This window comes from Nitrospira sp. (assembly GCA_030653545.1).
GTDB lineage: Bacteria > Nitrospirota > Nitrospiria > Nitrospirales > Nitrospiraceae > Nitrospira_D.
In genome coordinates this window covers 1-26,636 of record JAURZE010000007.1, presented here as the reverse complement: position 1 = coordinate 26,636, position 26,636 = coordinate 1, and the positions used below count along the sequence as shown (strand labels likewise).

31 protein-coding genes are annotated in these 26,636 nt (G+C 60.0%); 16 read left to right on the top strand and 15 right to left on the bottom strand.

Annotation, left to right across the window (positions count from 1 at the left end):
* Positions 1-15: 15 nt before the first annotated feature.
* The 5 genes from Q7U39_02330 to Q7U39_02310 form a co-directional block, all read right to left on the bottom strand.
* Positions 16-873 carry a universal stress protein gene (locus Q7U39_02330; GenBank protein MDO9116769.1) on the bottom strand — a complete coding sequence of 286 codons (858 nt, stop codon included), beginning with the start codon at positions 871-873 and terminating at the stop codon, positions 16-18.
* A gap of 41 nt (positions 874-914) precedes the next feature.
* Positions 915-1,415 carry a BCAM0308 family protein gene (locus Q7U39_02325; GenBank protein MDO9116768.1) on the bottom strand — a complete coding sequence of 167 codons (501 nt, stop codon included), beginning with the start codon at positions 1,413-1,415 and terminating at the stop codon, positions 915-917.
* A 3-nt stretch (positions 1,416-1,418) separates the two neighbouring features.
* Positions 1,419-2,120: a phosphoribosyltransferase gene (locus Q7U39_02320; protein ID MDO9116767.1), complete on the bottom strand. Its 702-nt coding sequence runs from the start codon at positions 2,118-2,120 to the stop codon at positions 1,419-1,421.
* 44 nt (positions 2,121-2,164) lie between these two features.
* Positions 2,165-2,323, bottom strand: a complete 159-nt coding sequence (locus Q7U39_02315; protein ID MDO9116766.1) for a hypothetical protein — start codon at positions 2,321-2,323, stop codon at positions 2,165-2,167.
* An 809-nt stretch (positions 2,324-3,132) separates the two neighbouring features.
* Positions 3,133-3,678 (bottom strand): nuclear transport factor 2 family protein, encoded by a 546-nt coding sequence (locus Q7U39_02310; GenBank protein ID MDO9116765.1) that lies wholly within the window; start codon positions 3,676-3,678, stop codon positions 3,133-3,135.
* Between the two features lie 365 nt (positions 3,679-4,043).
* Between Q7U39_02310 and Q7U39_02305 the strand changes: the two genes are divergently transcribed.
* Both Q7U39_02305 and Q7U39_02300 read left to right on the top strand, forming a co-directional pair.
* Complete coding sequence (locus Q7U39_02305; protein ID MDO9116764.1) at positions 4,044-4,277, top strand: hypothetical protein; 234 nt, start codon at positions 4,044-4,046, stop codon at positions 4,275-4,277.
* 184 nt (positions 4,278-4,461) lie between these two features.
* The gene (locus tag Q7U39_02300; GenBank protein MDO9116763.1) at positions 4,462-5,805 is read left to right on the top strand and encodes an NADP-dependent malic enzyme; all 1,344 of its coding nucleotides are present in this window, start codon (positions 4,462-4,464) and stop codon (positions 5,803-5,805) included.
* Positions 5,806-6,488: 683 nt separating this feature from the next.
* On the opposite strand, the gene Q7U39_02295 is transcribed toward Q7U39_02300, so the two are convergent.
* From Q7U39_02295 to Q7U39_02275, 5 genes are all read right to left on the bottom strand, one after another.
* Positions 6,489-7,142, bottom strand: coding sequence for an ABC transporter substrate-binding protein (locus Q7U39_02295; protein ID MDO9116762.1), 654 nt, complete (start codon positions 7,140-7,142; stop codon positions 6,489-6,491).
* 79 nt (positions 7,143-7,221) lie between these two features.
* The gene (locus tag Q7U39_02290; GenBank protein ID MDO9116761.1) at positions 7,222-7,422 is read right to left on the bottom strand and encodes a dodecin family protein; all 201 of its coding nucleotides are present in this window, start codon (positions 7,420-7,422) and stop codon (positions 7,222-7,224) included.
* A gap of 315 nt (positions 7,423-7,737) precedes the next feature.
* The gene (locus Q7U39_02285; GenBank protein ID MDO9116760.1) at positions 7,738-8,091 is read right to left on the bottom strand and encodes a VOC family protein; all 354 of its coding nucleotides are present in this window, start codon (positions 8,089-8,091) and stop codon (positions 7,738-7,740) included.
* Between the two features lie 47 nt (positions 8,092-8,138).
* The gene (locus tag Q7U39_02280; protein MDO9116759.1) at positions 8,139-9,074 is read right to left on the bottom strand and encodes a SufD family Fe-S cluster assembly protein; all 936 of its coding nucleotides are present in this window, start codon (positions 9,072-9,074) and stop codon (positions 8,139-8,141) included.
* On the bottom strand, positions 9,061-9,789 hold the full coding sequence (locus Q7U39_02275) for an ATP-binding cassette domain-containing protein (protein MDO9116758.1): 729 nt from the start codon (positions 9,787-9,789) through the stop codon (positions 9,061-9,063). Before Q7U39_02275 ends, Q7U39_02280 begins: the two co-directional genes overlap by 14 nt.
* A gap of 233 nt (positions 9,790-10,022) precedes the next feature.
* Between Q7U39_02275 and Q7U39_02270 the strand changes: the two genes are divergently transcribed.
* The 9 genes from Q7U39_02270 (at position 10,023) to Q7U39_02230 (ending at position 18,056) form a co-directional block, all read left to right on the top strand.
* A complete protein-coding gene (locus tag Q7U39_02270; GenBank protein ID MDO9116757.1) occupies positions 10,023-10,607 on the top strand; it encodes a hypothetical protein in 585 nt (194 codons plus the stop codon).
* 31 nt (positions 10,608-10,638) lie between these two features.
* Positions 10,639-11,226 carry an NAD(P)H-dependent oxidoreductase gene (locus Q7U39_02265; protein ID MDO9116756.1) on the top strand — a complete coding sequence of 196 codons (588 nt, stop codon included), beginning with the start codon at positions 10,639-10,641 and terminating at the stop codon, positions 11,224-11,226.
* Between the two features lie 244 nt (positions 11,227-11,470).
* Complete coding sequence (locus Q7U39_02260; GenBank protein ID MDO9116755.1) at positions 11,471-12,523, top strand: aldo/keto reductase; 1,053 nt, start codon at positions 11,471-11,473, stop codon at positions 12,521-12,523.
* Between the two features lie 147 nt (positions 12,524-12,670).
* Positions 12,671-13,075: a DUF3568 family protein gene (locus Q7U39_02255; protein MDO9116754.1), complete on the top strand. Its 405-nt coding sequence runs from the start codon at positions 12,671-12,673 to the stop codon at positions 13,073-13,075.
* A gap of 223 nt (positions 13,076-13,298) precedes the next feature.
* Positions 13,299-14,762 (top strand): glucose-6-phosphate dehydrogenase, encoded by a 1,464-nt coding sequence (zwf, locus tag Q7U39_02250; GenBank protein MDO9116753.1) that lies wholly within the window; start codon positions 13,299-13,301, stop codon positions 14,760-14,762.
* Positions 14,763-14,965: 203 nt separating this feature from the next.
* Positions 14,966-15,700, top strand: coding sequence for an FAD-binding oxidoreductase (locus Q7U39_02245; GenBank protein ID MDO9116752.1), 735 nt, complete (start codon positions 14,966-14,968; stop codon positions 15,698-15,700).
* Between the two features lie 80 nt (positions 15,701-15,780).
* Positions 15,781-16,761, top strand: a complete 981-nt coding sequence (locus Q7U39_02240; protein ID MDO9116751.1) for a methyltransferase — start codon at positions 15,781-15,783, stop codon at positions 16,759-16,761.
* A gap of 37 nt (positions 16,762-16,798) precedes the next feature.
* A complete protein-coding gene (locus Q7U39_02235) occupies positions 16,799-17,392 on the top strand; it encodes a sigma-70 family RNA polymerase sigma factor (GenBank protein MDO9116750.1) in 594 nt (197 codons plus the stop codon).
* A gap of 76 nt (positions 17,393-17,468) precedes the next feature.
* Positions 17,469-18,056 carry a DUF4396 domain-containing protein gene (locus Q7U39_02230; GenBank protein MDO9116749.1) on the top strand — a complete coding sequence of 196 codons (588 nt, stop codon included), beginning with the start codon at positions 17,469-17,471 and terminating at the stop codon, positions 18,054-18,056.
* Between the two features lie 72 nt (positions 18,057-18,128).
* Here the strand turns inward: Q7U39_02230 and Q7U39_02225 are convergent, their stop codons facing one another.
* Positions 18,129-19,013, bottom strand: a complete 885-nt coding sequence (locus tag Q7U39_02225; GenBank protein ID MDO9116748.1) for a lipase family protein — start codon at positions 19,011-19,013, stop codon at positions 18,129-18,131.
* A gap of 356 nt (positions 19,014-19,369) precedes the next feature.
* On the opposite strand from Q7U39_02225, the gene Q7U39_02220 reads away from it, so the two are divergent.
* The 3 genes from Q7U39_02220 to Q7U39_02210 all read left to right on the top strand — a co-directional run bounded on the left by Q7U39_02220 (position 19,370) and on the right by Q7U39_02210 (position 21,503).
* On the top strand, positions 19,370-19,708 hold the full coding sequence (locus tag Q7U39_02220; GenBank protein ID MDO9116747.1) for a type II toxin-antitoxin system RelE/ParE family toxin: 339 nt from the start codon (positions 19,370-19,372) through the stop codon (positions 19,706-19,708).
* A complete protein-coding gene (locus tag Q7U39_02215; GenBank protein MDO9116746.1) occupies positions 19,705-20,058 on the top strand; it encodes a helix-turn-helix transcriptional regulator in 354 nt (117 codons plus the stop codon). Before Q7U39_02220 ends, Q7U39_02215 begins: the two co-directional genes overlap by 4 nt.
* Positions 20,059-20,201: 143 nt before the next feature.
* Complete coding sequence (locus tag Q7U39_02210) at positions 20,202-21,503, top strand: NAD(P)/FAD-dependent oxidoreductase (GenBank protein ID MDO9116745.1); 1,302 nt, start codon at positions 20,202-20,204, stop codon at positions 21,501-21,503.
* A 50-nt stretch (positions 21,504-21,553) separates the two neighbouring features.
* Here Q7U39_02210 and Q7U39_02205 read toward each other — a convergent pair whose 3' ends face one another.
* Positions 21,554-22,495: an AEC family transporter gene (locus tag Q7U39_02205; protein MDO9116744.1), complete on the bottom strand. Its 942-nt coding sequence runs from the start codon at positions 22,493-22,495 to the stop codon at positions 21,554-21,556.
* 157 nt (positions 22,496-22,652) lie between these two features.
* On the opposite strand from Q7U39_02205, the gene Q7U39_02200 reads away from it, so the two are divergent.
* Positions 22,653-23,564, top strand: a complete 912-nt coding sequence (locus Q7U39_02200) for a hypothetical protein (GenBank protein ID MDO9116743.1) — start codon at positions 22,653-22,655, stop codon at positions 23,562-23,564.
* A gap of 38 nt (positions 23,565-23,602) precedes the next feature.
* On the opposite strand, the gene Q7U39_02195 is transcribed toward Q7U39_02200, so the two are convergent.
* A complete protein-coding gene (locus Q7U39_02195) occupies positions 23,603-24,697 on the bottom strand; it encodes a serine hydrolase domain-containing protein (protein ID MDO9116742.1) in 1,095 nt (364 codons plus the stop codon).
* Between the two features lie 178 nt (positions 24,698-24,875).
* On the opposite strand from Q7U39_02195, the gene Q7U39_02190 reads away from it, so the two are divergent.
* A complete protein-coding gene (locus tag Q7U39_02190) occupies positions 24,876-25,028 on the top strand; it encodes a hypothetical protein (protein MDO9116741.1) in 153 nt (50 codons plus the stop codon).
* 69 nt (positions 25,029-25,097) lie between these two features.
* Here the strand turns inward: Q7U39_02190 and Q7U39_02185 are convergent, their stop codons facing one another.
* Positions 25,098-26,303 (bottom strand): hypothetical protein, encoded by a 1,206-nt coding sequence (locus Q7U39_02185; protein MDO9116740.1) that lies wholly within the window; start codon positions 26,301-26,303, stop codon positions 25,098-25,100.
* A 220-nt stretch (positions 26,304-26,523) separates the two neighbouring features.
* Positions 26,524-26,636, bottom strand: a 113-nt coding sequence (locus tag Q7U39_02180; GenBank protein MDO9116739.1) for an IS3 family transposase, incomplete at its 5' end; no start/stop codon positions are given.

Genomic DNA, 26,636 nt, shown 5'->3' with positions numbered 1-26,636 from the left:
TTTGTAGAAACGGCGTTACCGTACCACGAGTACGGAGCATCCAGCTTTGTGAACGATGCCATGCGATACGCTGCCGAGAAGAAAACGATCCACGCCTGTGCGGCCGTGCGATCCGACAATGAGTAAGTCATGTCCCGTGGCCGCGGCGCAGACGGCAGAAACCGGATCGCCCATTCGGACATCGGTAGTGACCGTATAGCGCGGACCAGCCAAGGCCTGAGCCGTCTCGGCCACGATCTGTTCGGCCTGGCGCTTGTGCTCCTCAGACCAGGTTTGGTACCCCGCCATGATCTCCGGCTGGACCATGGTGAGTGATGGCACGATTGAGAGAATGGTCAGGGCTACGGGATTTCTGAAGGGATGTGCCGTGAGCCAGGCTTGCACTCGGGCGGCATCCTCGCGGCCTTCGATGGCCACGAGCACGCGCGTGACGGGTTTGGCCTTACCTTTGACGATGAGCGTCGGGATGCGTGAGTGGAGCAGGACATGATGCGACACACTGCCGACGAGCAACTCCGCGAGGCGCGAGTGGTCGTGCGTGCCGAGGACGATGAGGTCGGCCTTCGCCGCGCTGGCGTTGTCGAGTATGAAGGCTGCGGCGTGGTGCAGCTCGGACTTGGTCTGCACGGAGGGAATGTCGGCGGGCAACACCGTTCGCCCGCGTTCGACGGCCTGGTGCCCGGCATCGATCATTGCTCGACGAAAATCGTCATACCCCTGAAGATTGGCCGCTCCGGCCAACAGGGGAGATTGAAACATTCCCAGGTCCACTCCGTGGACCAACAGCACTTCCTCCGGTTTGTATAAGAGGCCGAGTTGCTCAACGGCGGAAAACGCTTCATCGGACCAATCGACACCTGCAACAACCTTCATGGCAGCTCCCTCTATTGCATTCCCGGACTTGTGGCGGGCGGTTAGGATTTCGTCCAGTTAACCCGGACGGAGTCCTCCCCTTCGCCATAGTGAATTTCCAGCTCGCCGTGATAGGCATGTTTCAGCGCCTCGCCGATCTGTCTGGGCAAATGCGCATCTGTAGTCGAGATCACCAGGCCGTCCGGCGTGTTCTCGATGCTCATGATGCGGGCGAGCGGGTGTTCTTTGTTTTCTTTCGTTTCGACATTCTTGATCACGCCCATCACCTGTTCCGATTGTTGGGAGGCAAAGCTGCCTTTCAGCATAAGCACGCCCTTCGGGCGCTTGTCCTGTAACCGGTGGCAGGCGGGACAGACTGTTTCTTGTGCGCCGACCGGCGGGGCAACCCAGCTCCATCGTCCTTTATGAAAGACTGCGCTGCATTTGGGGCACACCGTCGGCTCTGCCAGCTTGCCCGGCAATTTGTACGAGTCGTGTCGGTTCTCTTCGACAAAACGGTCTCGGCGGGCTTCATGGCCTCCGGCAGTGGGACTGGTGGTCATCGATCATACTCCCTTGGTTGAAGGCATGGCGGAACGTGTCCGTCTGGCATTAGGTTTACCCTGGAAGGCCTCGTTGGCCTGGTGCAGGGTGCGGATCACTTCGTCGTCGGTCACTTGGTCAAACTCCTCGAAAAAACATCCGACGGCCGCAAACGGTTCCGGGGTCGACAGAATCACGCACTCGTCGACGAGAGCGCGAATGCGTTCGGCTGTCGCGGGCGGCGCGACCGGCATCGCCACGACCACGCGCAGGGGATTCAGCGCGGAGAGCGCATCCAGCGTGGCGAACAGCGTCGCCCCCGTTGCGACTCCGTCGTCGACCAGAATCACCGTCCGATGATGGAGGTGCGGTAAACCGCGCCCCTCGCGATAAAGGACTCGGCGCCGCTCAATTTCACGGCGCTGCGCGGCGATCAGCCCGTCGAGATCGTCTTGAGACAGCTGCATGGCCCGCACGGCTTCCTGGTTGAGATAGACGGCACCGGTTTCGCTCACGGCCCCCACCGCATATTCCGGCGATTCGGGCGCCGCGATCTTGCGGGTGATGAAGACGTCCAACGGCAGATGGAGCGCCATGCTCAACTCATGCCCCACCACGACCCCTCCGCGCGGTAAGGCGAGCACGACCGCGTGATGATCGCCCCGATAGGCCTGCAGATGATTGGCTAATAGAATCCCGGCATGGCGACGATCGCGAAATAACATGACGCCTCCCTTGCTGTTACGTCATTCAACCAACGGGACGTATTCTAGAAGTCTCCGCCGACGGCCCGCACCCCGATCAGGAGCAGCGCCATCAGCACCAGCACGCCGATCAGCCACCAGAGGTGTCGATGGCGTGTCTGTGCACCCGTGTGCCAGTGGATATCCCAGGGAATGTCCAAGTAATGGGGATGGCGAAACATCATCGCCTCCTTTCGAAGGGGTAAAACCGAGAGCCCAGCCCTACCGTGTATCGACCCTGACCCTGTTGCCGAAGCGTGACCTGTCTTGCATGGCTGAGATTGTCCAAAGCTAGAAGCACCTGATTCCATGTGGCCTGAGGGCAACGCGCCGTTAACTCTTCTACATCGCAACCCGGAATCTGTTGGACCAACTCCAAAAGAGTGGCGTTGGGATCTTGAGCTATTGCCATGGTGCACCTCAATCAATCGGTGTACTGCTAAAGAAGTGAATAGCATCGACGATGCCAAAGAAAAGAGGGCACGGAAGAAATAATGTGATCAGTGGAGATTCAACGGGTTCGATCATGCGTTGAGCGCAGTCACCGCGAGGAAGACCCGGTGACTGTTGCGTTATAGGGCAGTGCCGATTGTGCCGGTGGGGAGTTGTTCGCCATTGATCTCGCATGTCTCGGCGTTATCACAGAAGTAAGAGGGGAGGTGAGACCAGGATAAACGAGGGTTCCCGCTTCTGTGCTGGATGGTGGGTTCGGAGTTCTGGTCCGGGTCAGGTGTGGAGTGGGTTCGAAGGGGTGCGCTTCCATCGCGGTGCCCGTAGGAGGCACGGCTCCGAAGAGAGTCCGAAGATTGGGAGGCGCAGGGTGATCAGAGAGGGTTGGAGGTGCCGGGTCACTTGAATTCACTTCCGCAGTGAGTGAACGGATTGGAGAGCTCCTCACAGAAGCGGGTCGCTGTGCATTTCCTGGCGAATCGCCCGTTCGTCGGCGCGCTGGGTGCTGCCTCCACAATCCCAATCCAAGTTAAAGAAGCGACGCTCAGAAGAGCGGATGCGGTGCTGTTCCAAAGGGAAGGACCGGTTGGGATTCTCCGCCGGCGTTGCCGGTAATCTTCCAGCGGCCGTTTTCCTTCTTCAGAAAGTGCACTTCCTCGTACCAGCTATCGACCGGACTTCTCAGTTTGGTGTTCTTCGCCGTGCCCCAGACCACCCCGGTGCAGGTCATTTCGGCGGTGAGCTTGCTGCCGGTCCCCACGGTCCGGATGACGGAAAACGTATGAAAACTTTCCAGCTCTTTGTAATGCTCGAAGAGTTGCGCCCAGACTTTCCTGATGTCGGCCTTTTTGAGGCCATGATAGTAATAATCATCCGAATACAACGCCATCACCCCATCAAGGTCCTGGGAGTGCATCGCTTGCTCCGCTTGTTCAAACGTAGCCAGCAATTCTTTGATTGTTTGTGAATCCACCTCCTGAATCGTGCTCGCCGTGATCTGGGTCTTGGCGACGGCGACAGCGGGTTGTGATGCCCAGAGCCCTAGCCCGAGGCACAGTGCGGCTAAGATTGAGGCTGATTGAACATTCATGGGAATCTTTCTCCTGTGAGCTATCTGTGCGTGACTGTGAGTATGAGAACTGCAAGGTAGAGACCAAGGGATCAATGAGTCAAGACGTACGATCTTCTCATGAATCCAGGGATTCTACTCTGGGAAGGTCATAAGGGGCTGGTTGAGTTTGTTGCAGAAATCGCCATTGCAGGAGAGGGGGCGTGGCAAATCGCGCCAGTAAGGTAATCAACAAGGCAATCAACATTGTAATCGTGGAGCGGCTGGCTTCGCAGCCTCTTCAAGAATCTCCTGAAGAATCGGGTGCGAGTCCGGCATGAATCCTTTCCTGGAATGGTGGCTCATATGTGCAACGCGATACTTCAACCAAGAGGAGGGAGGCGATTATGGTCAAGGTTTCGAGAAAATCCGTCGCCAAATCAGTGGGCATCGATTGCTGTCATCGCTGCGGTGGTCTCATGGTTCCGGAGCCGGTGCACGAACTCGCTTCGTACGACTGGCGTTGCGTCAGTTGCGGCGAGCGGATCGATCCGGTGATTCTCGCCCATCGACGGCAGCCCGTCGCGGAGTCGGAACATGGACACATCGGTACTCGCCAGAGAGAGTTCTCTCTCAGCTAAGCTACATGCCTGCTGGAATCGGGGAGCGCTGCCGCTCCCTTTCCAGGCGGGTCCGGCAGTCCAAGCAGCTTCAGGATAGAAAACAAGACGCAAAGATAGTACGGATTAAGAGTCCCCCCGCAGGGCAGAGGTGTGCCATGTTGATGATGCGCAATCATTTGCAAGAGCAGGAAAGGGGTAGCTGATGCCCACGCCGGAAGAGTTGCTCGCCAAAGCCCGGAAGCCGGCCGAAGAGGCGCTTCGGCTCCATGCGTATTACAAGGGCAAGATACAAACAGCGCCCAAGTGTCCCATTCGAGGAGTGGAGGATTTCTCGATCTGGTATACGCCGGGCGTCGCCGCTCCCTGCCGTGCGATTCAGGCTCAGCCGGATTTGGTGTATGTACACACGAATAAAGCGAATTCGATCGCAGTCATTTCAGACGGTACGAGAGTCCTCGGCCTGGGGGACATCGGACCGGAAGCCGGCTTGCCGGTCATGGAAGGTAAGGCGCTGCTGTTTAAATATCTGGGCGGGGTGGATGCGGTGCCGATCTGTCTCGGCACCAAAGATCCGGATGAAATCGTTCGCACGGTGAAGCTGCTGGAGCCGTCGTTCGGGGGGATTAATCTCGAAGATATCGCCATGCCGAAGTGCTTTCGCGTCCTGCGCGAAGCCCGTCGGCTGTGCACGATTCCGGTGTGGCATGACGACCAGCAGGGCACCGGAACGGTGGTGCTCGCGGCCTTGCTCAACGCCTTGAAGGTCGTCGGCAAACAGATCGGTCATGTCCGTATCGCGATGATCGGCATGGGTGCGGCCAATATCCCGACCTATCGGTATCTGAAAGCCAGTGGCGCGGATACAGGGAAGATCGTCGCTTGCGATCTGGGAGGAATACTTGGCTTGCATCGTCATGCCTATGAAGCGAATCCGGACTATAGCGAGCAATGGGCGGTGTGTGTGGAATCGAACAGGGATCAGCGTCGAGGAGGAATTGCCGAGGCGTTGGCCGGTGCGGATGTGTGCCTGGCCTTTGCCGCCGGCGGTATCATCAGGCCGGAGTGGGTGCGGACGATGGCCCGGGACGCCATCGTGTTTGCTTGTGCGAATCCGGTCCCTGAGATCTGGCCGTGGGAGGCGAAAGCGGCGGGTGCCCGCATTGTCGCCACGGGGCGGTCGGACTTCCCGAATCAGGTCAACAACTCCCTCGTCTTTCCTGCCGTCTTCCGCGGCGCGCTCGATGTGAGGGCCGGGACCATCACCGATGAGATGGCGATGGCGGCGGCGCATGAGCTCGCACAGTATGCGGCGGACAAGGGACTCCACGACGGGTACATTCTGCCGGCGATGGATGAATGGGAGGTCGTTCCGAGAGTGGCGGTGGCAACGGCGATGAAAGCGCAAGCGCAGGGCGTCGCCCGGCTGCTGAAAACCGCCGAAGAGTTGCGCCGGTCCGCGGTGGACAGGATCAGCGATGCCCGGAAGGCTCTTGCCGTCCTCACCGGCCAAGGGGTTATTCCACAGCCTCCGAATCCTGAACAGTGAGGCATCGGGCTACAGTTGACTGGTTCGAGACTCCTTTGATCCCCGGGGGAGAGTGATTACTATAGAAGTGAGGGAGGGGGGATGGGCTTAGCGAGGGTGGCAACCTCTTTGGAGTATGACCTGCTCTTATGCAGCCAACGTGCGGAGGACGCGGTTGTCGTGAGAGTAGCGGGTTCGGGTTCGAGGGACGCGTTATCAATCGTCGGTGTCACTAGGTATGGCCGTTGATTCGAGTCTGTACGAAGTTGAGACGCGGAGCAATCAGCTTCAAGCGACTGAAGGATTGCTGAATCTGATCCCGGCGGGTGAGCGGCATCCCGCGAAACCACATAAGGGCAGGCCCCTTGTTTTATTACCCTCCATACGTCTCATCGAGTACCCCTCATACATACAGAAAATAACCCCACCCAGGCGGGGAAGATGAAGAGGTCGCTCATCTTGTAAGGAGATTGTCCGGGAACAAAAAAGCGGAGCGGAGGCGGGTTTGGAGAGCTTGGATCCATTCTTGAGACCTTGGAGGGATTTCAGGCTTCCCGCTCGTTCGGCGGGCTTGCTCACCATCCCTGCGCTCGGCCTCTCTATCCTTGACTATTCCTCTCGCCGAGGCCTCCACTCAAGAATCAGATAACCGTGTTTCTCTGAAGGTCAAATGGCGGGCCGCACGAGGAAGGGGGGTGTGCGTGTCACCGCGTGTCTTTCTTTTCCTCAACCACGGTGCGGTTGCGCAGCCGGTTCACCAGTTCGTCATAGGAATCGGAGTGGATGATCTTGTCGAACTGGCTGCGGTAGTTTTTCACCAGGCTGACGCCGTCCGCGATGATATCGTACGCGTACCAGCGGCCTGCTTTGTTCATCAGGCGGTAATCCATCGGGATTTCTGTTTTGCTGGATACAAGCTTGGTGCGGACTTCCGCATATTGCCCTTCGAGTCGTTCGCTGAGATACTCCGTCCGCTCTCCGGAATAGCCTTCGATTTTTCCCGCATACCGGTCGGACAAGAAGGCTTTGAATAGTTCGACGAATTCGGCTCGTTGGTCGTTGGTCAACGGAGTCCAATTGGCGGCCAGGGCGCGTTTGGACATTTCCGCGTAGTCGAAGCGTTCGCCGATGACCTGTTCCAGCAGACGCCGGCGCGGCAGGAGCTTGGCCGGATCCTTCAGCTTGGGATCATCGAGAATGCGGAACACTTCCGTGAGCGTCGCCCGCACGACCTCAGTGGGGGATTCTGCGGATTGGCTCGATGCCCCTGCGATGGGCACCGTCGATAGAATGAGGCACAGATTCAGAGCGCCGGCCAAAACCCACAGCTTCCCGCTGCGAAGGCTGGTAGGAGGCATACGAAAGATCCTCACTGCGGCAACGGCCGCGGCGTGAGGCCGCGACCGAAAAGCCATGCGGAGCAATCGGAAGTGTTCGCTAGTCCAACACAAACGTGACCTTCAGATCCACGCGATACAAGGTGACCTTGCTGTTATCCACCACGACATGCTGCTCCTTCACCCAGGCCGACTTGATGCCGTGTATGGTTTTGGCGGCCCGGGAGATCCCGCTTTGAATGGCATCCTCGAAGCTCTTCGGCGATTCAGAACTGATCTCGATGATCTTGGCAACTGACATGGGAGTCCTCCTTTGTGATGTGTATGAGCGCGGTGTGAAACTGCACCTGCCGACCGACGGATGAAGATCGGTACTGCCGAATGGTCAGGTACGTTGCGGATACTTTCAACTGAGCAATCCACATGCCGTCACGAGGTGGGGGGCTATTCGGAGAAGAACGCTGCTGGGGCATTGGTTTAGGCCGCAGCCCGCATAATGAGGACGTGGCTGAGATTCTGCTGTTCGGGCAAAGTTCCTCAACCGTCGCTTCGGGGCTGCTGCAAAGCGCGACAGCTGGCTGGGGGGACCAGCCGCAGCCCGGTCCAAGCTGTCTGCTCACCCATGCCGCTTGTGGATCGTGATGTGATTGCCGTCCGGATCCTCGATCACCGCCATGCGGCAGACCGGCGTGGCGAACGCTTCCACGACGAACGACACGGCCCGCTCCTTCATCTTCAGCAGGAAGGCGTCGAGATCCGATACCTCAAATGCCACGACTGCGCCCTTGGCCCCAGGGGTATGGCCCATCTCCGTGGTCGTGATGGCGAAGGTCGATCCGCTCAGATCGTATTCCACCCATACGTCCTGGTAGTTGTAGCTCATATGCAATCCGAGCACATGCTCATAGAAGGCTCGCGCTCGTTCCATGTTCGAGACCGGATAGACGGTGAAGGCGATGGATGTGATCATCGGAGGGTCTCCTTACAACTGTGGTCTGTCTCAGGCGCTAATCCCACTTACCGCAGAATCCCGCTCACGATCATTTCGACGGCTTGCTCGGGACTCAGTCCCCGGGCCATCAGCGTTTCGAGTTCTTTCTTGTCCACGCTGCCGATGGCGGCTTCGTGGGTGACTTTGGCCTCGGGATGAAAGACCCGCACGATCGGGATGGCGCTGGCATGGGCCTGGCCCTGCACGATCTCCATGCAATCGACGTGGCCGCGCGCGCCTTTGGCATAGGCTTCAGTAATGCCGACGATGTCGGCTTGCGCCTGATCTTCCAGCACCACGCGGGTCTTGATGAGACTGCGTGAGCGCTCCCCGCGGAGCATCACCGCTTCTTTGAGCGTGATGTGATCGGTCTTATGCGCGAAGATCTTCGCGCTGAGTTCGGCCAGGCCGTCGGCTTCCACTTCCACGAGATAGTCGATGTCGAGCGTGCCTACCGAGCCGGAGAGCAGCGAGAAGTCCGAAAAATACCGCGCGCCTTTGCCGATCTTGATTGTCGCATGGGGCAAGACCCGCATGCCTCCATGGGGGCCGTGGTAGTGGCCTTCGGTATAGGTCAGCGATGCACCCGGTCCGATCTCCATCATGGCTTGCATGCGATGTTCCGCCGCTTGCGCAAGAGGAAAGAGGCAATGGGACAGCACGCGCGCCTGCGCCCCTTCGCAGATCTGGACGTCGATTGTGATCTGTTGGATTCCGGTCGGATGCGCGAGTCCGAAACACATGTGGATGGGCTGGGCGATCTGCGCACCCGCTTCGACGATCAGTTTCCCGATAATGGCATCCGGCGTTTCTTCTAGCTCGACGCGGACTCCGGGCACCGTCCGCCGACTCAGGATGTGGTGCCCATGCGCCACGACATGCGCAATGCTCGTATCATCGAGAATCGAGGGTTCAGCTCCGACCATCGGCAGGGTGCGTCTGAGGTCATCAAGGTCGGACATCGGTACACACCTCCCCGTCGCAACGAACGCAGGCCCGCCCACGGAAATGATCGACGGCTTCTCGGGGACTGCCGGAGAAGATGATGCGTCCGGCGCAAAGTTGTGACGCGCGATCGGCGATGAGGGCGACCTCCTCCTGATGGGTGATCAAGATGACGGATCCGCCGCCGGCTTTCACCGCGCGAATGATGCCGATAATGTGTGTAATCGAGAGCATATCGATCCCGGCCGACGGCTCATCGAGGATTGCCAGCTTCGGGTTCATCGATAACACCGAGGCGAGTTCGATCCGGTGGCGTTCTCCTCCGCTGAGGGATTTATCCACCCGGCGATGCAGGTAGCGGTCCGGGTCAAGACCGACTTGCCTGAGGGCCGGTGCCGGATCGAAGTCCGGATTTCCCAGGCTGAGATATTCGCGCACCGTGACCCCTTCGAATCGCGCCGGTTCCTGCCAGGCGAGCGTGAGCCCTAATCTGGCCCGTTCATACATCTTGAGCGGTAACAGGTCTATCCCGTCGAATAGGATATGGCCTCCGCTCGCCACATAGCCTTCGCATCCCATCAACACATAGGCCAGTGTGGTTTTCCCCGATCCATTGGCGCCGAGCAGGGCATGAATCTCACCCCGCTGGATCGACAAGTCGAGCCGATCCAGGATGGGATGATGATCCGCCTCGAAGGTGAGTGCAGTAATATCCAGCAGGGGAATCGGCATCGTCGCAAATCTCCTCCAAGTCTCCTCATGGAGAGGAAGTGCATCCGGTATGCCTGCCCCGGTCCCTTCGATACGTGGCAGTTGCCGGTTGTCCGGCTCTTCTATTGGTGCATTGTGCAGCAGAGCAAAAGTGGAGGCTGGGGAGTTAGGCCCCAACTCGCGGAGTCGGCGCCCAGGTAATCACATCAGAACCGTCTTTTCTGGCGAGAGAAGTTCCTACGCGCGGACGTGGGGTGCCTGGCATCATCATTGCTTTTTTAGTCGCTATGAAGTGGAACCGCCTTATTGTGAGTGGTGCGTTGCTGGGAGGCGCTCTTGCCCTCGTGGCTCTTTATTATCCGGCGCCGGGCGCAGCCGATGTCGAGGTCGTGCCGGGGGTGGTGGGGGAGCGTGACCAAGCGCTGATGCGGGATGTCGTGGCGGCGTTCGATCAGGCCGATGCGGCGGTGCGGCAGGCCGACATCAAGTCCCTTATGCCGTTTTATGCAAAAGGCTACAACTACTATGGTCTGAAGCCGGCCGATGTCCGACGCATCTGGGCTGAAGTGTTCGTGCATTATCGGGATCTGTCCTCCCGTCATGTGTTCACCGATGTGAAGCTGATGCAGACAGGGAAGGTGAAGAAGGCTTCGGTCACCTGTACCGGCGGGCTCTATGGTATCGATAAGGAGTCAGGGAAGACCATCACGATCGATAGCTGGGTCAACGAGGTCCACTATCTGATTTACGAAGACGGAGCCTGGCGGTTCCTCGGCAACAAGGGGGGGATCACGGAGTCTGTACCGCCCGGCAGCGCGCCGCACCATCCACTCTTCTAGCAAGGTGCAGAAATAGTTCCTCAAGGACTCTATGCCCAAGCATATCGCCATCATTCAGGGTCATCCCGACTCGACGGCCCGACATTTCTGCCATGCGCTGGCCGACGAATATGCCAAGGGGGCAGAGGATGGCGGACATGATGTGATGCGTATCGACGTGGCGGCGCTCGACTTTCCTCTCTTGCGGACAAAACAGGATTTCGAGAAGGGCCAACCTCCGGAGGCGATCAAGCAGGCGCAGGATGTCGTGACCTGGGCCGATCACCTGGTGATCATCTATCCGCTCTGGCTGGGATCGATGCCGGCATTACTGAAAGGGTTCTTGGAACAGCTTCTGCGTCCGGGCTTTGCCTTCGAGTATCAGAAGTCCGGCGGGATGGCGAAAAAGCTGCTCACGGGAAAGTCGGCCCGCATCGTCGTGACCATGGGGATGCCGGCGTTTGTGTACCGCTGGATCTTCTTCGCCCACAGTCTCAGATCTCTCAAGCGCAACACCCTCTGGTTCTGTGGCATCGGCCCGGTGAAATCCACTATCATCGGATCTATCGACGGGCTGACGGACCGTCAGAGGGCCGACTGGTTGGATGAGATGCGGGGACTGGGGGATGTGGGGAAATAGGCGGCTGACCGGGCGGACTGCTTCGGCTGCGAGATCATGCGAATAATCGCGAGAGCTGCTGGATTCTTGATAGAGCACGCCGCGTACTCCTGTGAGGCTGCGCTGGAACAGCGCAATGCCGTCGTACGCTTTCTTTGCAGGCCTATTGGCTATGAATGGCGCGATGTCGCAGCCGAAGCAGTCCGTCCGATCATCCGCCTTGTGGTGGTGGGGGTGAGGAAGGAAAGGACTCGGAGGTTCTGCTATGAAACTACGAAGTCTTGATCGAGATGACGGGGAAAGGTCGCTGAATCGTCGGCAGTTGTTAAAGGCGATCGGTGCGCTCGGATCGATGGTTGCGCTGGGCGGCGCTCGCGGATTGGCCGATGCGCTGGAGCCGGCGCGCTCGTCGGCCACCGGGGAGATTCCGAAGCGCCTGCTGGGGAAAACCGGCGTGCAGGTCTCCGCACTCTGTTTCGGCGGCGCCCATTGGGGCCGAATCGAAGATGACGCCGAGGCGATTCGCATCCTCCATGAAGCGATCGACGCCGGCGTGACCTTTCTGGACAATGCCTGGGAGTACAACGGCGGACGCTCCGAAGAGCTGATGGGGAAGGCCCTACAAGGCCGGCGGCAGCAGGTGTTTCTCATGACGAAGGTCTGCTCGCACGGACGCGATAAGCGGGTGGCGTTGCAGCAGCTCGACGAATCGCTCCGTCGCCTGAAGACGGATTATCTCGATCTCTGGCAGATTCACGAAGTGGTCTATCTCGACGATCCCGATCGGCACTTTGCGCCGGGCGGCGGGGCCGAGGCCTTGCTCGAAGCGAAGCGGCAGGGTAAGGTGCGGTTCATCGGTTTCACCGGACACAAAGATCCAAAGATTCATCTGAAGATGCTCGCCCACGACTTTCCGTTCGACACCTGCCAGATGCCGCTCAATGTCTTCGACGGAACCTATCGGAGTTTCGAGCTGGAGGTGCTGCCGGTCCTTACGCAGCGGGGCATCGCTCCGATCGGGATGAAAAGCTTGAGCGGGAATGCCGAACCGATCAAACAGGGGCTCGTCACACCGGAAGAAGCGCTGCGGTATGTGTTAAGTTTGCCGATAGCGTCGCTGGTCAGCGGCATCGATTCGCGGGACGTCTTGCGGCAGAATCTCGAGATCGTGCGGCGGTTCGTCCCGATGACGGTCGCCGAGATGCAGGGCCTGCGGACTCGCGTGGCCCGCCACGCCATGGACGGGCGGTTCGAGTTGTTTAAGTCCACAAACCGCTACGACGGCCGTATTGGGCGGGACCAGCATGGATTGTCATAACGGCGCGCGGCGCGATACCGGGTCGTCGGTCGGTCTGACGGCCTCAGGTGTCGGTCATCTCTGCTTATCCCTGATGTGCCTTCTCCCCCCAAATCCAACTGACTGAGGTGCCGTGTGGGTCGCAAAGGTCATAGGGGATCGTATTGGATGACAGCCACAGCAGGGTGGGCGATCTGTGGCGCGCTGGCTGCGTCCGGTTCCGGCTGCGTGGCCTTCCTCGTCGGGGCGGCGGGTGGAGCAGCCGGTGCCGTTTATGTGATGGGCAACCTCACGGAGGAACTTGGCTACGACGTGCCGGCTGTTCACGGGGCTACGCTGGCCGCGTTGAAGGAATTGGAACTGAAGCCATCGGAGGACCGGGTCGATAAGTTGTCTGGCCACACGGAATCCGAGTTTGCCGATCGCGCTCATGTATGGATCGATCTGGATTCGATCGGGGATTCCCGGACACAGATAACCATACGTGTGGGGCTCACCGGCGACGAAGCCCGGTCCCAGAGAATCCTGGAAACCATAAGAAAGCATCTTTCAGGGAGCAACGGTAGGAGCTGAGTCATCACGGCAAGAGGATGCCGACTCCTTATCCAAATGACGCAGATTGTGCGAAAATCTTGTTGGTCTGGACGGGGCACGTAAAGCGGATTCTTCTGACTCCTTTCGCCGGCCTCTGAACAGGGTGCCCTTAGCGCCCGTCGCTGTCCGGTAGGGGGGCATGGTATCTTTGGCATGATCAAAATTCTGAAGAGCAACATACTGCAACAAGAGGACCTCGCGAATGCCGCCACAGCAGGTTGAGCCGCACGTCTTTGTCATCATCGGAGCCACCGGCGATCTGACCCGTCGAAAGTTGTTGCCCGCGCTCTACCATTTGCGGGATCAGGGTGTGTTGGAAACCCGGAACACGCTGATTGTGGGCGCGGCTTTGCCTGAAGTCGGTGAGGACGGGTTTCGGCTCTGGGCGCATGAAGGGTTGCACAAGGCCGGCTGGCACAACGATCACGAATTGCGCGAGTGGTGCGACGCCTGTCTTTACTACCACACCATCGGCCGGGGGACGGATGACGATTATGCCGCGTTAGCGACGTACATTCGCCGGATTGAACTGGAACACGTCATGCCGGAAAATCGCGTGTTCTATCTGGCCGTGCCGCCCGACATTGCGCCCAACGCCATCGAAGGGTTGGATCGGGCGGGACTGCTCAAGGGGCGTGGCTGGGTGCGCGTCGTCTTCGAAAAGCCCTTCGGGCACGATTTCCAATCAGCCCGCCAGCTGAATACCACGTTGCACCGGTACGTGGACGAATCGCAGATCTACCGGATCGACCACTATCTGGGAAAGGAAACCGTCCAGAATCTGCTGGCCTTCCGGTTCGCCAACCCGATTTTCGAATCGCTCTGGAAACGCGACGCCATCGAGAACGTGCAGATTACCGTGGCCGAAGATCTCGGTGTCGAACATCGCGGGGCCTACTACCAACAGGCGGGCGCTCTGCGCGACATGCTGCAGAATCATTTGACCCAGCTCATGACCGTCGTGGCGATGGAAGTCCCGGTCTCGTTCGATGCGGAGGCCATTCAGAGCGAAAAGATGAAAGTGCTCCATTCCATTGCGCCGATTGCGGAGCAGGACGTGGTGTTCGGCCAATACACCTCCTGGCAGATCGGCGACCAGACGATTCCCGGGTATCGCGAGGAGCCGGGTGTACCGAGGGATTCCAGCACGGAAACCTATGTCGCATTGAAAGCGGAGATAAACAACTGGCGCTGGAAGGGCGTTCCGTTCTATCTGCGCACCGGGAAACGCTTTCCCCGAAAGCTCACGCAGATCGCCGTCATTTTCCGCGAGGCCCCGGCCCATGTGTTTCCGTCCATCGATCCTGGCAGCATCGCGTCCAATAAGCTGTTGATCACGCTGCAGCCCAGCGAAGGATTCTCTCTCTGCTTTTCCGTGAAGAGTCCCGGGCGGCCGTTCATGCTGAGCGACCATGCATTGCAGTTCGACTACCAGAAAGCGTTCGGGCAGCTGCCCGAGGCCTACGAGACGCTTTTACGCGATGTGATGATCGGGGATCAGACCCTGTTCGTCAGCGCGGAGTTTACCGAAAAGGCCTGGAAGCTCTATGACCCCCTCCTGACCGGCAAGCAAGTGGTGCATCCGTATTCGGCCGGCTCCTGGGGACCGCGCGAGGCGGATGCGCTGGTCGAACGCCAGGGCCATCAATGGCAACTCGGCTGGTGAACCGGGTTCCAACGGTTCCCGGACGATCCTCTCTCTCATCCCAATCTTGACGTTGCGTACCGAGCCAGCCGATAATGCGCCGGTTTCGAGCAGGATGCTGACAAACCGGCCGGCAGCGTTCTCGCGTCACGCAACGACTCAACGTATCGAAGCGTACTCCGGCCATCGGCGCATCAACCACCCAACCGGGCTGACAGGCTGCGATGTCCATTCATACGTTTGCCGCACAGATTGAGTCGATCAAGGATTTGACGCACGATGTGCGACAACTCGATTTGCGACTCATCGAGCCCGCCGCCATCGAGTTCAAACCGGGCCAGTTTATTTCTTTCGACATGCCGCATCCCGAGACCGGACGCCTCGTGACGCGGGCCTATTCCATCGCCTCTTCACCCAGCCGTCCCGGCGTCGTCACCCTCCTGTTCAACCGCGTATCGGGCGGGCCCGGATCCACGTTGCTCTATGGCTTCAAAGAGGGCGATACGACACGATTCAAAGGACCGGCCGGTCATTTCACGCTACGCGAGGATCCCGGACGCGACCTGCTCTTCGTCGCCACCGGGACCGGCATTACGCCCATCTGGTCGATGCTCCTGGCGAACGCGGAGCGGCCCGATCCCCGGCCGGCCACCCTGTTCTGGGGTCTTCGGAGCCAGCGGGATCTGTACTATCAGGAAGACTTGATCGCGCTCGCGCAGAAGATGCCGAAGATGACGACGGTCCTCACGCTCTCTCGTCCGGATCCGGGCTGGTCCGGAGAAACCGGCCGGGTGCAGCGGCTGGTCGAGGAGCGCGTCACGTCGGTGGCGCACCTTGCCGTCTATCTCTGCGGAAGCGGCGGAATGATTGCCGACGTGACGAAGACGCTGCAGCAGAAGGGGCTTTGCCCCATCTATCGCGAAAAGTATTACGATTCGGCGGCCGGGGCGCCAGAGTAGACGGCCGCTCAACGATCGGCATAACTCCCTGAGGAAAGGATCGCACCGTGGCAAAGAAGCCTCTGACACCGGCGAAGGTCATGGAACTGGGCACCGGTTTCTTGGGATCGAAGACTCTCCTGAGCGCCATTGAACTCGGGCTCTTCACCGAGCTGGCGAAGGGCGGGCGCACGCTGGAGGAGTTGACCGCGCGACTCAACCTGCATCCGCGCAGCGCACGGGACTTTTTCGATGCGCTGGTTGCCTTGGGGATGCTGAAGCGTACCGGCACACGGTACGCGAATACGCCGGAAACCGCGCTGTTTCTGGATCGGGCCAAGCCGTCCTATATCGGCGGCATCCTCGAAATGTGCAATGCGCGGCTGTATCACTTTTGGGGCTCGCTGACCGACGGGCTTCGCACCGGCCAGCCGCAGAATGAAGTGAAGACCGGCGGCGATTTCTTCGGCACGCTCTATAGCGACCCGCAGCGGCTCGAAGGATTTTTAAAGGCCATGACGGGCCTCAGCATCGGGTCCGGCCGCGGAATTGCCAAAAAATTTCCCTGGAAGAAATACAAGACCTTTGCCGATGTCGGCTGCGCGCAGGGTGGTGTCGCCGTCGAAATCGCGCTCGCGCACAAGCACCTCACCGGGCTCGGCATGGATCTGCCGGTCGTGCAACCGGTGTTCGAGGCCTATGCTCAGAGTAAGGGCCTGGCAAAGCGGCTGCAGTTCCGTCCCGGCAATTTCTTCAACGAGCCGCTGCCGCAGGTCGACGTCATCATCATGGGCCACATCCTCCACGACTGGAACCTCGACGAAAAACTGATGCTCCTGCGCAAGGCCTACGAGGCGCTTCCGCCGAACGGCGCGGTGATCGTCCATGAAGCCCTCATCGATGATGCGCGCAAGGAGAACGCGTTCGGCCTGCTGATGAGCCTCAATATGCTGATCGAAACCCCCGGAGGCTTCGACTTCACCGGCGCCGACTGCCGCACGTGGATGAAAGAAGCCGGCTTCAAGAAGACCAAGGTGGAGCGGTTGGCCGGACCGGACGGCATGGTGATCGGCTACAAGTAGGGGGAACGGGGGAGGCCACTACAGCGATCGAGGGGCAATGGGAAAGAAGACGGTTGCTCAATCTGGCCGGACCGCCTCCGGTCCGACGCCCCTGGATGAACTCATGCGGCGCCTGTTGGCGGAGGAATCGGCTTTCCGTGCCTTTCTGCGCAAGCGGCTGTCCGACGACGCGCTGGTCGAAGATCTGCTCCAGGAGAGTCTGGTCAAAGCGGTCGAGCGCGGCCACGAACTGCACCATCACGACAGCGCCGTCAGCTGGTTCTATCGAATCTTGCGCAATGCGGTGGTGGACTACTACCGGTCTCACGCCGCCGACCGCCGGAAAGTGGACGGCCTCCTCGATGAATTGGTCACGTTGGGGGAAGACAAGATGCCGGGGCTCGATGAAGTCCGGCCGACCCTCTGCGCCTGCCTGGCGCCACTGGTGACTCAGCTCCGTCCCGCCTATGCCGAGCTCATCCGTCGTGTCGACTTGGAAGGCGAGTCCCCGGCGGCCGTGGCCAGGGAGCTCAATGTTACCTCCAACAATCTCACCGTCCGTCTCCATCGGGCGCGGCAGGCCCTGCGGGCAACCCTCGAACAAACCTGCGGGATTTGCACGAAGCACGGCTGCTTGAACTGTACCTGTTAGCCGACTGTAATAATCCGCTCCCTCCTCCGTCTGTAAGGGTGAACGGCAACATTCACCACTCACCGGGAGGCCTCACATGATCCGTAACGAATCCGTCGCGGCCACGCTTCCAGAGATAGAAGAGCAACCGGTCTGCTGCGCCGGGCCGAAGGAACAGGCACATCATCACGAGCGGCATGAACCGCAGATGGCCCATCGCCACCATGGGGCGGTGCAGGACACGACGTCCCTCACCCGCACTGCGTTCATGGCGACGCTGCATTGCTTGACCGGTTGCACCATCGGCGAAGTGCTGGGGATGGTGATCGGGACGGCGCTCGGGTGGAGTAACTGGCCGACGGTGGCGCTCGCCGTAGCCCTCGCGTTTCTGATCGGCTACGGGATGACACTCTGGCCGCTACGAAAAGCGGGGATGGCCTGGGGCGCAGCACTCGGGCTGGCTCTCGCCTCCGATACCCTCTCCATGGGGACGATGGAGTTAGTGGATAACGCGATCATGCTCGTGATTCCCGGCGCGATGGACGCCGGATTATCCGATCCTCTGTTCTGGGGAAGCTTGATCGTCTCGTTGATCCTGGCGGGCGCCGCCGCTTTTCCGGTGAACCGCTGGCTGATCGCGCGCGGCAAAGGCCACGCACTGGTGCACGCGCATCACTGTCACTGAGCTGGCATCCGACGCCGCATTGCACAGAGGGGGGAGCGGACCGACGGTCCGTTCCTCTCCGCGTCGGGCGCGCTACCGTACGCCCGTTTTCGCTTGAAGGCTCTGCAGGTAATTCGAGATGGAATGGTCCGGGACCTCTTGCCTGCCGAGCGAGTTCCAGAACGAGATCACAGAGAAGCGCTCCGCCTGGGCGTCGCTGAAATAGGCGTAGTTGGTCCCGTCTTTCAGCACGACTTCGGGGCCGATATGCTTGTATGGGCCTTCGTCGAGGATCGTGGAGATATCCAGCGGCGGGAGGAGCGGCACCGGATCCTTGTCGTTCACGAAACGCAGCAGCGGCAGCCCCCGATACTTCTCGACGCCCGCGCGGTTCGTCACCTTCGGCTGGCCGAACGTCATCGCCTGACCGAGCTTCACCCCGTCTTCCTTGAAGAGCATCAAGACGATCGACGCCGCCGCGCCGCCGAGGCTGTGCCCCGTCACGCGCACTTCATAGCCCGGCCGCAATAGTGGCTTCGCAAAGGCATAGACCTGCAGCGCCGTGTCGGCGAAACCCTTGTGCAGGGGAATCTGCAGCCGGCCATCCACCACCTTGTTGTAGTCCACGTCGAGTTTCATGTTCTCCAGGGTCGCGGTGCCCCGCACGGCCACCCACTGAATCTTTCTGGCATCGTCCGTCTCGATGTAGGCCTTCACTCCCTTGGGCGTTTCAACCATGAAGGAGATGAGTGAGCCGGCCGGCGATTTCTGCTTGATCGACGCATCGGTCTCATAGACCAGAGCCGCCCGTTGGGCATATTGCCCCGCGAGCGCGAAATCGATGGGCACAGACGGCTGTGAAGGCGTTGGTTTCGGCAGGGCGTTCTTGGAACAGCCTGCGGAAGCAGCGACGAGACCGGCGAGCGTCACGATGAAGGCGAATGTGCGGAACGGTGTAGTACTCGGCGATGCGATCATGGGCAGAACGTCCTGGTTAAGGTGAAATCCTGAGAGGCTTGTATCTGGCTCGTCGGAGCAAGTCAAGCGCATCAATTGCAGCACCGGTGAATGCACTGCATCCATTGTTTGGCGTCATGGAAACATTGAAGGGGTGGGCCGGATAGGAAGGTCTCTCATCTTCTGCTGTATTCAGGTACCCTTCTGCGAGAGCCGCCATTCCCCGAACAGCGCGATGTGATCATGGGCAGAAAGTCCTGAATAAGGTGAAGTCCTGAAAGCTTGTATCCGGCTCGTTGGAGCAAGTTAAGGATGGGCCTTGCAGGTATGCCAGTTGTGGCATATGATGCAGTAGGGCACAGTAAGGCAGGAGCGAAGTGAAGCCGGTTCATTTTGTGGGATCGTCGCGGGAAGACCTGCAGGATCTGTCTGATGATGCCAGGGAGACCGCAGGGCATCAACTTTTCAAGGTGCAGCAGGGGAAAGAGCCGGACGACTGGAAGTCGATGCCGGCGGTGGGTCCCGGCGTCAATGAAATCCGGGTGCGGGATGAGAGCGGAGGCTATCGAGTGCTCTACCTGGCGAAGTTCGAAGAAGCCGTGTATGTGCTGCACGTCTTTGAGAAACGGTCCCAGAAGACACTGAATAGTGATATCCGTCTTGCCAAAGGTCGATATGCCGATCTGGTGAGATGGAGGAAGGAGCAAGACCGATGACACGCGCTACAGTGACCAAAGGTAGTGGCAATGTATTTCGGGATTTGGGGTTTTCTGAAGAGAGATCCGCCGAGCTGATTCTGAAAAGTGGTTTGCTGCAAGCATTGCAGGAGACGATCAAAGGACAGGGGTGGAAGCAGGTTGAAGCGGCGGCGCAGCTGGGCATTGACCAGGCCAAGATATCAAAGCTCTTAGCCGGTCAGATGGCGGGTTTTTCTATTGAACGCCTTGTTCACTTTCTCTCACTCCTGGGCCAGGACGTAGAAGTGACAGTCCGAAAGGCGGCGCGTGGACGGCGGCGGGGAACTGTTCGGGCAAGAGCGACCAAGGTCGGAAAGATTACAGCCTAGGTTTTTTGCCCACGAGCGCTGCGGAAATCCGGGGCAGCCGGGGAGCAGGGCGAGGTCGCAGTAGATCGAGAATGCCGCAGTCGTCCCCATCCGAAAGTTGACACTGTCCTCTCCGGGTCTTAGCCTGTCCCTAGCGTCTTTTCATGCCTGACAAACGGGTCGTCATCATCGGGGGCGGTTTCGGAGGCCTCGCGGCCGCGCAATCGTTGCGCGATGTTGACAGCGTGCTCATCGACCGCACCAATCATCATGTGTTTCAACCCTTGCTCTACCAGGTGGCCACCGCCGCGCTGGCGCCCGGGGACATTGCCTGGCCCTTGCGCACGCTGCTCCGGCGGCATTCCAATCTTCGCGTGGTGATGGACGAAGTGGAAACCATCGATCGTGCGGCGCGTCTGGTGCGGTTGAGGGACAGCGCCCCGATTCCGTTTGATGTCCTTATCGTGGCACCCGGAGCGCGCCACGCCTATTTCGGGCATGAGGGGTGGGAACAGTTTGCCCCAGGGCTCAAGACGCTGGCCGACGCGGTCCGTCTTCGCGAGAACATGCTGTTGGCGTTTGAAGAGGCCGAACGGCGACGTATCGCCACCGGTACTCATGATCGACTCACGTTCGTGATCGTGGGGGGAGGGCCCACCGGCGTCGAACTGGCCGGCGCGCTGGCGGAAATCGGACGAAAGGCCATGGGGCCTGATTTCCCAACCTTGCGTCTTGAGGATTTGTCCATAGTCCTTGTGGAAGGGGGGCCCAGGATTCTCCCCGGGTTTTGCGCCGACCTGTCGGCGACCGCCGCCGCCGCGCTCGTCCGCATGGGTGTCACGATCAAGCTCAATAGTCGAGTGAGTGAGGTCCGCCCCGACGGCGTCGTGATCGGGGGTGAGGTCGTGCGATCCACGAATATCATCTGGGCCGCCGGCAATACGGCGTCCCCGCTGCTCGCTTCGCTGGCGGTGTCCCGTGACGAGGCCGGTCGCATTCCCGTGCTCCCGGACCTCACGATTCCGGGCGATCCCTGGATCTTCGTCATCGGCGATGCCGCGCATTGTGCCGGACCGGACGGGATTCCGCTGCCGGGGCTGGCTCCCGTCGCCATGCAGCAAGGTCGCTATGTCGCACGGCTCATTCGGGAGGAAATCGCGACGGAGCAGCGCCCATCGTTTGTCTATGCCGATCGGGGTATGCTGGCGACCATCGGCCGTGCCCAAGCGGTGGTCCAGTTCGGCTCGTGGCACCTCTCCGGGCTGGTTGCCTGGCTGCTCTGGTGCGTGGTGCACATCTTTTTCCTGATCGGGTTTCGCAGTCGCGTGCGGGTCATGTCCGAATGGATGTGGTACTACCTCACGTTCAAGCCGGGCGCCAGAATCATCTATACGCGGCCGCGCCAATCCGGCGAGGACCGGCGAACGCCACCGGCAGGTTCATCAGAATCCGGCTCACGCGCCTGAGTCGACCAGAACGTGCGGTCAGTGGGGATCCCGGCAAAGCAAATCGCAGCCTAGCCCACGAGCGCCGCGGCAATCCACGGGAGCCAGGGAAGCAGGGCCACGCCGAGACAAATCGAGAGCGCCACGATCGAGGCGACGAGATCCTCGTCCAATCCGGTTTCCGTCGCGAAAATCACCGCCGTCACCGCCGAGGGCATCGCGGCAATCAGAATCACCACCGCCCGTTCCATTCCCGTCAGATTCAGCAGCCAGGCCGCGAACCATCCCAGCAGCAATCCACCGAGCATCCGCATTGCCACACCCAGGCAAGTGAGCCGCCAGGTCCGTCGCAGCGCCGCGAAGCTGATCGAGAGGCCGAGGACGAGACTCGCGAGCGGCGTGGTCATGAGATGCACCGGCGTCAAAATGGTATGAAGCCAGGCGGGCAGATGAAGCCCAGCCGCTTTCAGCGCCAGCATGATCGTCAAGGCCCAGAAGGGGGGCGACGTGAGCAGGCGCGTGAGCGCCGAGCGCGCCGAGGGCGCCGCGGTGCCATGCCACACGGCCAGGGCATAGAGCGCGGTGAGAGTGAGTGCGGTTTGGCCGAGGTCGAAGAGGATCGCCTGGGCGAGGCCCTCGTCGCCGAATGTCGCCAGGGCGACGGGATAGGCGAAGTACACGGAGTTGATGCAGCCGATAGCCAGGAGAAATCCCCCCTGCGTCGGGCGGGCGAGATGCAGCCATCGTGCAATCGGCCAGGAGGCCAATACCAATGGCAGCGAGACCAGACAGGCAGCCAGCGGCAGCTTCCAGGCCGTCGGGGCAAAGGCCACGCGATCGAGCGAGACGAGAATCGTCGCCGGCAGCGTAACGGAAAAGACGAACAGCCCCAGTCGTTCCGCGTGCGGTTTTCCGAGCAGGCCCGACAGACGCAGCGTAGCGCCGACGACGAAGAGGATCAGAAAGGCTTGCAGGGCTGGAGGCATGGGGGAGGAGAGTAGCAGAAAATTCAAAGAAGGTGTGGCCTCGTACCAGGTCCCGGCGGGAGGGTCGGACGATGATCTGTGGCAGGGTAGGCCACGCAATACGCAACTGAGTCCGGGATGCCGTTTTGCTTGAGCATGGAGGGGAGTTCTGTATAGTAAGACATCCTTTGGAGGAGATGGACTCGTGACTGTTCAGGACACCGCGACGGCGATGGCCGCGCTCGAAGATTGTATCGACCGGTATATTGCCGAGTGTCATGCCCGGGTCGACGGGTTTGTCGAGCGGCATTTTTCACTGCAAGAAACCATCGCGCTGCAGAAGCAGTCGTTTGTCAGCGATCTGCTCTGCCATCCCGTCAATACCCTCTGGGCGATTCCCTATCTGTTGCTGAAGAAAGTCGTCGAGGTGCCGGAGAAATTAGGCTGGCATGCCGGGGCCGATCTGGTCGGGCTGCTACCCTCCGGCATCAAGACGCGGTATCAGAAAGAAGTCGAACGGTTGATCGCCACCGAGTTGCTGGCGTGGCCATGCGAGGGCGGTACCGGTGTGACGGTCCCCCATGGACTGGGGGAGATGCTGAAGCGGGATCGATCCGTCGTCCCGCTGTTTGCGTCGCAGGCGAGCGTAGAGACGGCACTGAAGGATCTGCCCGACATCGCGAAAGTGCTCGAATCCCATTCATCCAGCCGCGGGCTGGTGTGCGATATGGCGGCGACGGTTTTGACGCTGGTGATGGGATGGATGTTGTTCGGCGATCACTCCCTCGGCATTGCCGGGATCGGCGATCAGATCGCCAGAAAGGCGGCTCGCGATCGGGCGGTGTCGCATTTCGTGCTGGGTGCGGGCCTCGGGTCCGCGTTTTACTCGGTGTTCCCGCCCAAGCCGTCGGTGTGGCAGGTGGTGTGGGCCACGCTGTGCGTAGGCCTCTTTGTCACGTGCATGAGCCTGCTGGCGGGGATGTTCAGTGATCCCTGGCTGAAGCGGACCGGGTTACAGCAGGCGCAACTGCACCGACTGATCGATGCGATGGAAGATCGGCTCCATCTGCATGTACGCAAGCGGATCAAGCCTGCTGTGAAGCAGCTGGCAGCCTGATTCGGGCGCATCTCCTCTCTCTTTGATTCCACGAATTCCTAAGGGCAGGCCAGCCATTGTTCCACGTCGGGGCGGACGGCTCGTTCGATCGCAATACCATTTGGAAAGGTTCCGAGCGCGCCCTGGCGGGAGACGATGCCGAAATAGCCGTGGCTGCGATCCCAGAACGGATAGGCCCCGTAGGCGCCGGGGCTGGAGACTCTGGTGCCGGCGGTGCAATTGAATGTGGGGCTCTGACATTCGTGCCAGAGGCCGAAGCCGTAGTGCCAGTCTTCGCCTGCGCCGACCAGGGCCGGTGAATAGGCGATTGTCACACCGGCCGTGTGATCAGCCAGCAGTTGACCCATCGAGGTACTGTTCAGCAGCGAGCCGTTCTTCAGCGCCTTGAGAAAGGCCATGTATTCCTCGCCGGTCCAGTGCATGCCGCCGGCCAGGCGGGGATTGGTGGCAGAGGGGAGATCATAGGTCGACGTGGGGAAGAGGCCGGTTTGGGTTTTGAATTCCGTGAAGATATCCTGCCAGGTGGCCACGCCCCGCGCCTTGATCGCCATGAGTCCCGCCACTTGTAGATGGGTGCTGGCGTAGTAGAACTGTTGCCCCGGAGTAATCCCGTTTCCGGCGTTAGTCGTCGCGATGCTGTTCACGCAATTTTCAAAGCTCGATCCTCCGAAGTTCTGACAAGGCGGCTCGGCCGTCAGGCCGGAGGTGAAGCTCAGCAACTGCTCGAGCGTCATATTAAAGAGCGGATCGGTGTTCACGATAGGCCAGGTCGTAATGTAGCGCTGCGGTTTGTCCGCCAGGCTCAGATACCCTTTCTCCACCAGCCGCAGAATGATGACGGCCGAAACCAGTTTCGATGTCGAGGCCGATTCATAGGAAGTCTGCAGCGTGGAGCCGCCCCGGTTGTAGCTGTAGCGGCGGCCATCCTGCCGTTCGACCGAGAACGAGAAGTCCACGTCCGAGGCGGTCTGCGCCAGCGTGCTCTCCATCGCTCCTTCGAGTTGCGCGACCGAACAGGAGGGGCCGGTAGCCGGGGGCGTCGCAAGAGGGGCCTCCGATCCGCCGCTACTGCAGCCGGCAAGGAGACTGAGGGCAAACGAAAGGCCAATGGTCGGGAAGAAGGTGTGTCGCATGTGAGTGTGTAACGCGGAACCCGAAGATCCGTTGACCTACTGTGAATCTAAGCCTGGCGCCACTTTGTCGGGATTAAGGGGGCCGACGAGGGCGGAATTGTAGCAGGCAGGCCGATGGAAATGACACTGGTTTCTTCCCCATCTTGTCTGGGGCCGGGGACTGAATTAAGCTGCCTCTATGGAAGAGTCAGGTTGGGCGCTGGTAGCCGCTGCAGTAGGCATGGTTGTGATCGGCCTGGTACGCCAATGGTACCGTCGGCGGGTCGCCGCAAAATTGGCAGACCAGATGCTCTCGGAAGTGATCAAGGGGAAGGATGCTTTCCGCCGATAACCCGCCGACGAAGACACCAGCAGCAATGCCGAATCCCCACATCCGTTGACATGCCCTTCACCCAGTACGTCACTTCGCAATCGTGATGCTGGGGACGCCCACGCGCGGGACTTCGCTCACGGTCATCTGAAAGAGCAGATAGAGCAACTGAAAGCCTTCGCGGTTCCAGCGGGCCAGCGGCCCGGTCGTGCTCACGGCGTAATGTTTGTCGTGGAACTTGATCGACAGATCGGCGTCCGACGGCGCGCTGTCCGACAGCACGAGTTCCATCGCGTGGACGGGATTTTCATGCACGGGCGGTGTCCGCGGATCTTGCTCGACGGGGTATTCGGGGTCTTCTTCCAGCGATCGGCCCAGAAAGTTGAGAATGCTATTGAAGCTCCGCAGCCGGAAATCCCCCTTGAGGGGGTATTCCCCTCCGACGTGCCCCGGGCGGATGTCGAAGTAGACATCGTTGAGGTGCCCTTCCTCGGCGTCGTCGATCAACCGGGCCCGCTCGTCGGCCGGAAGGGTGTCGGGGTCATAGTTGGTGATGAGGGTTCGTCCCGTGATTTGTTTTCGCAGGGTGTAGGTGTTGTCTTTCTGACTGTAGGTCACGAGATACTCATCCTGTAAAGACTGGAAGCCCTCGGCGGTGACCGCGTTGGCGGGAATGGTCCAGGTCCGATTGTAGACGAGCGGTTCGGCATAGAGCTGGTTCTGGTCCTGAATGGATGAGAGGTGCGTCACCACGCGACGGAACATCTCGTAGTCTATCCGATCTGCAGGCTTATTGCGGTAGGCGATCTTCTGGCCATTTCCCATGATCCGCAGTTCCTGCGCCATCAGCCGGAGCAAGAGATCGATATCGAAGCGCTGCCGGAGCAGAAGTGTGAACTTGGTTTCCTGAAAGGGGGTCAGCAGCCGCTTGGTGAACTCTTCCCCTTCGATCGGCACGATGCTGATCGTGGGATTCTCCGCGACACTGCCCCCGAAGATCGGCATGAGCGTCGTGCCGGACCCTCCAGTGAATGCCGGGGTGGCTCCGGCATTCACGCGGAAGTCGAACGTCGCGGCGATATTCGAGACGCCGGTGAAGTGAATGGGTTGATGGCGATGGGCGCGGGCAATGTTGATGAGCAGTTGCTTGGAGACCGCATCCGTCACCGCTTCATCGTAAGTGGTCACAGCGCGATTCAGCGTGATCGGCGACAGACAGCCCGACAGCGTCAGGCTGCAAAAAGCCCCGGCTAGCGTGAACCGTGCAACGGATGTGAAGCGGAGAGGCATTGTCATGAGGACACCCACCGAAAAGCGCACCATATAGAGCGGGTTTGTAGCACACCTGGTGAGGGATGTCAGCGGAGAGGGGGGCAGAGGGGCGGCCTGGTCGTCCTCTTGCTCGCTGAGGCCGCACGATGGGAATGTGCTCCCTCAATGCGCGCAGTGAAGGACCGTTTGGCCGCTTCCTTGACCCTCCCCCGATTTTGGACTTCCCAGGCTTTTGCGGACACAGTTAAGCCCGTTCCGACACGGCTTCAAACGCCTCCGGACTGACCCCGCTCAGATGGCTGTGCCGACGAGTGCGATTATAGAACAGTTCGATGTAATCATAGATCTCGGCGGTGG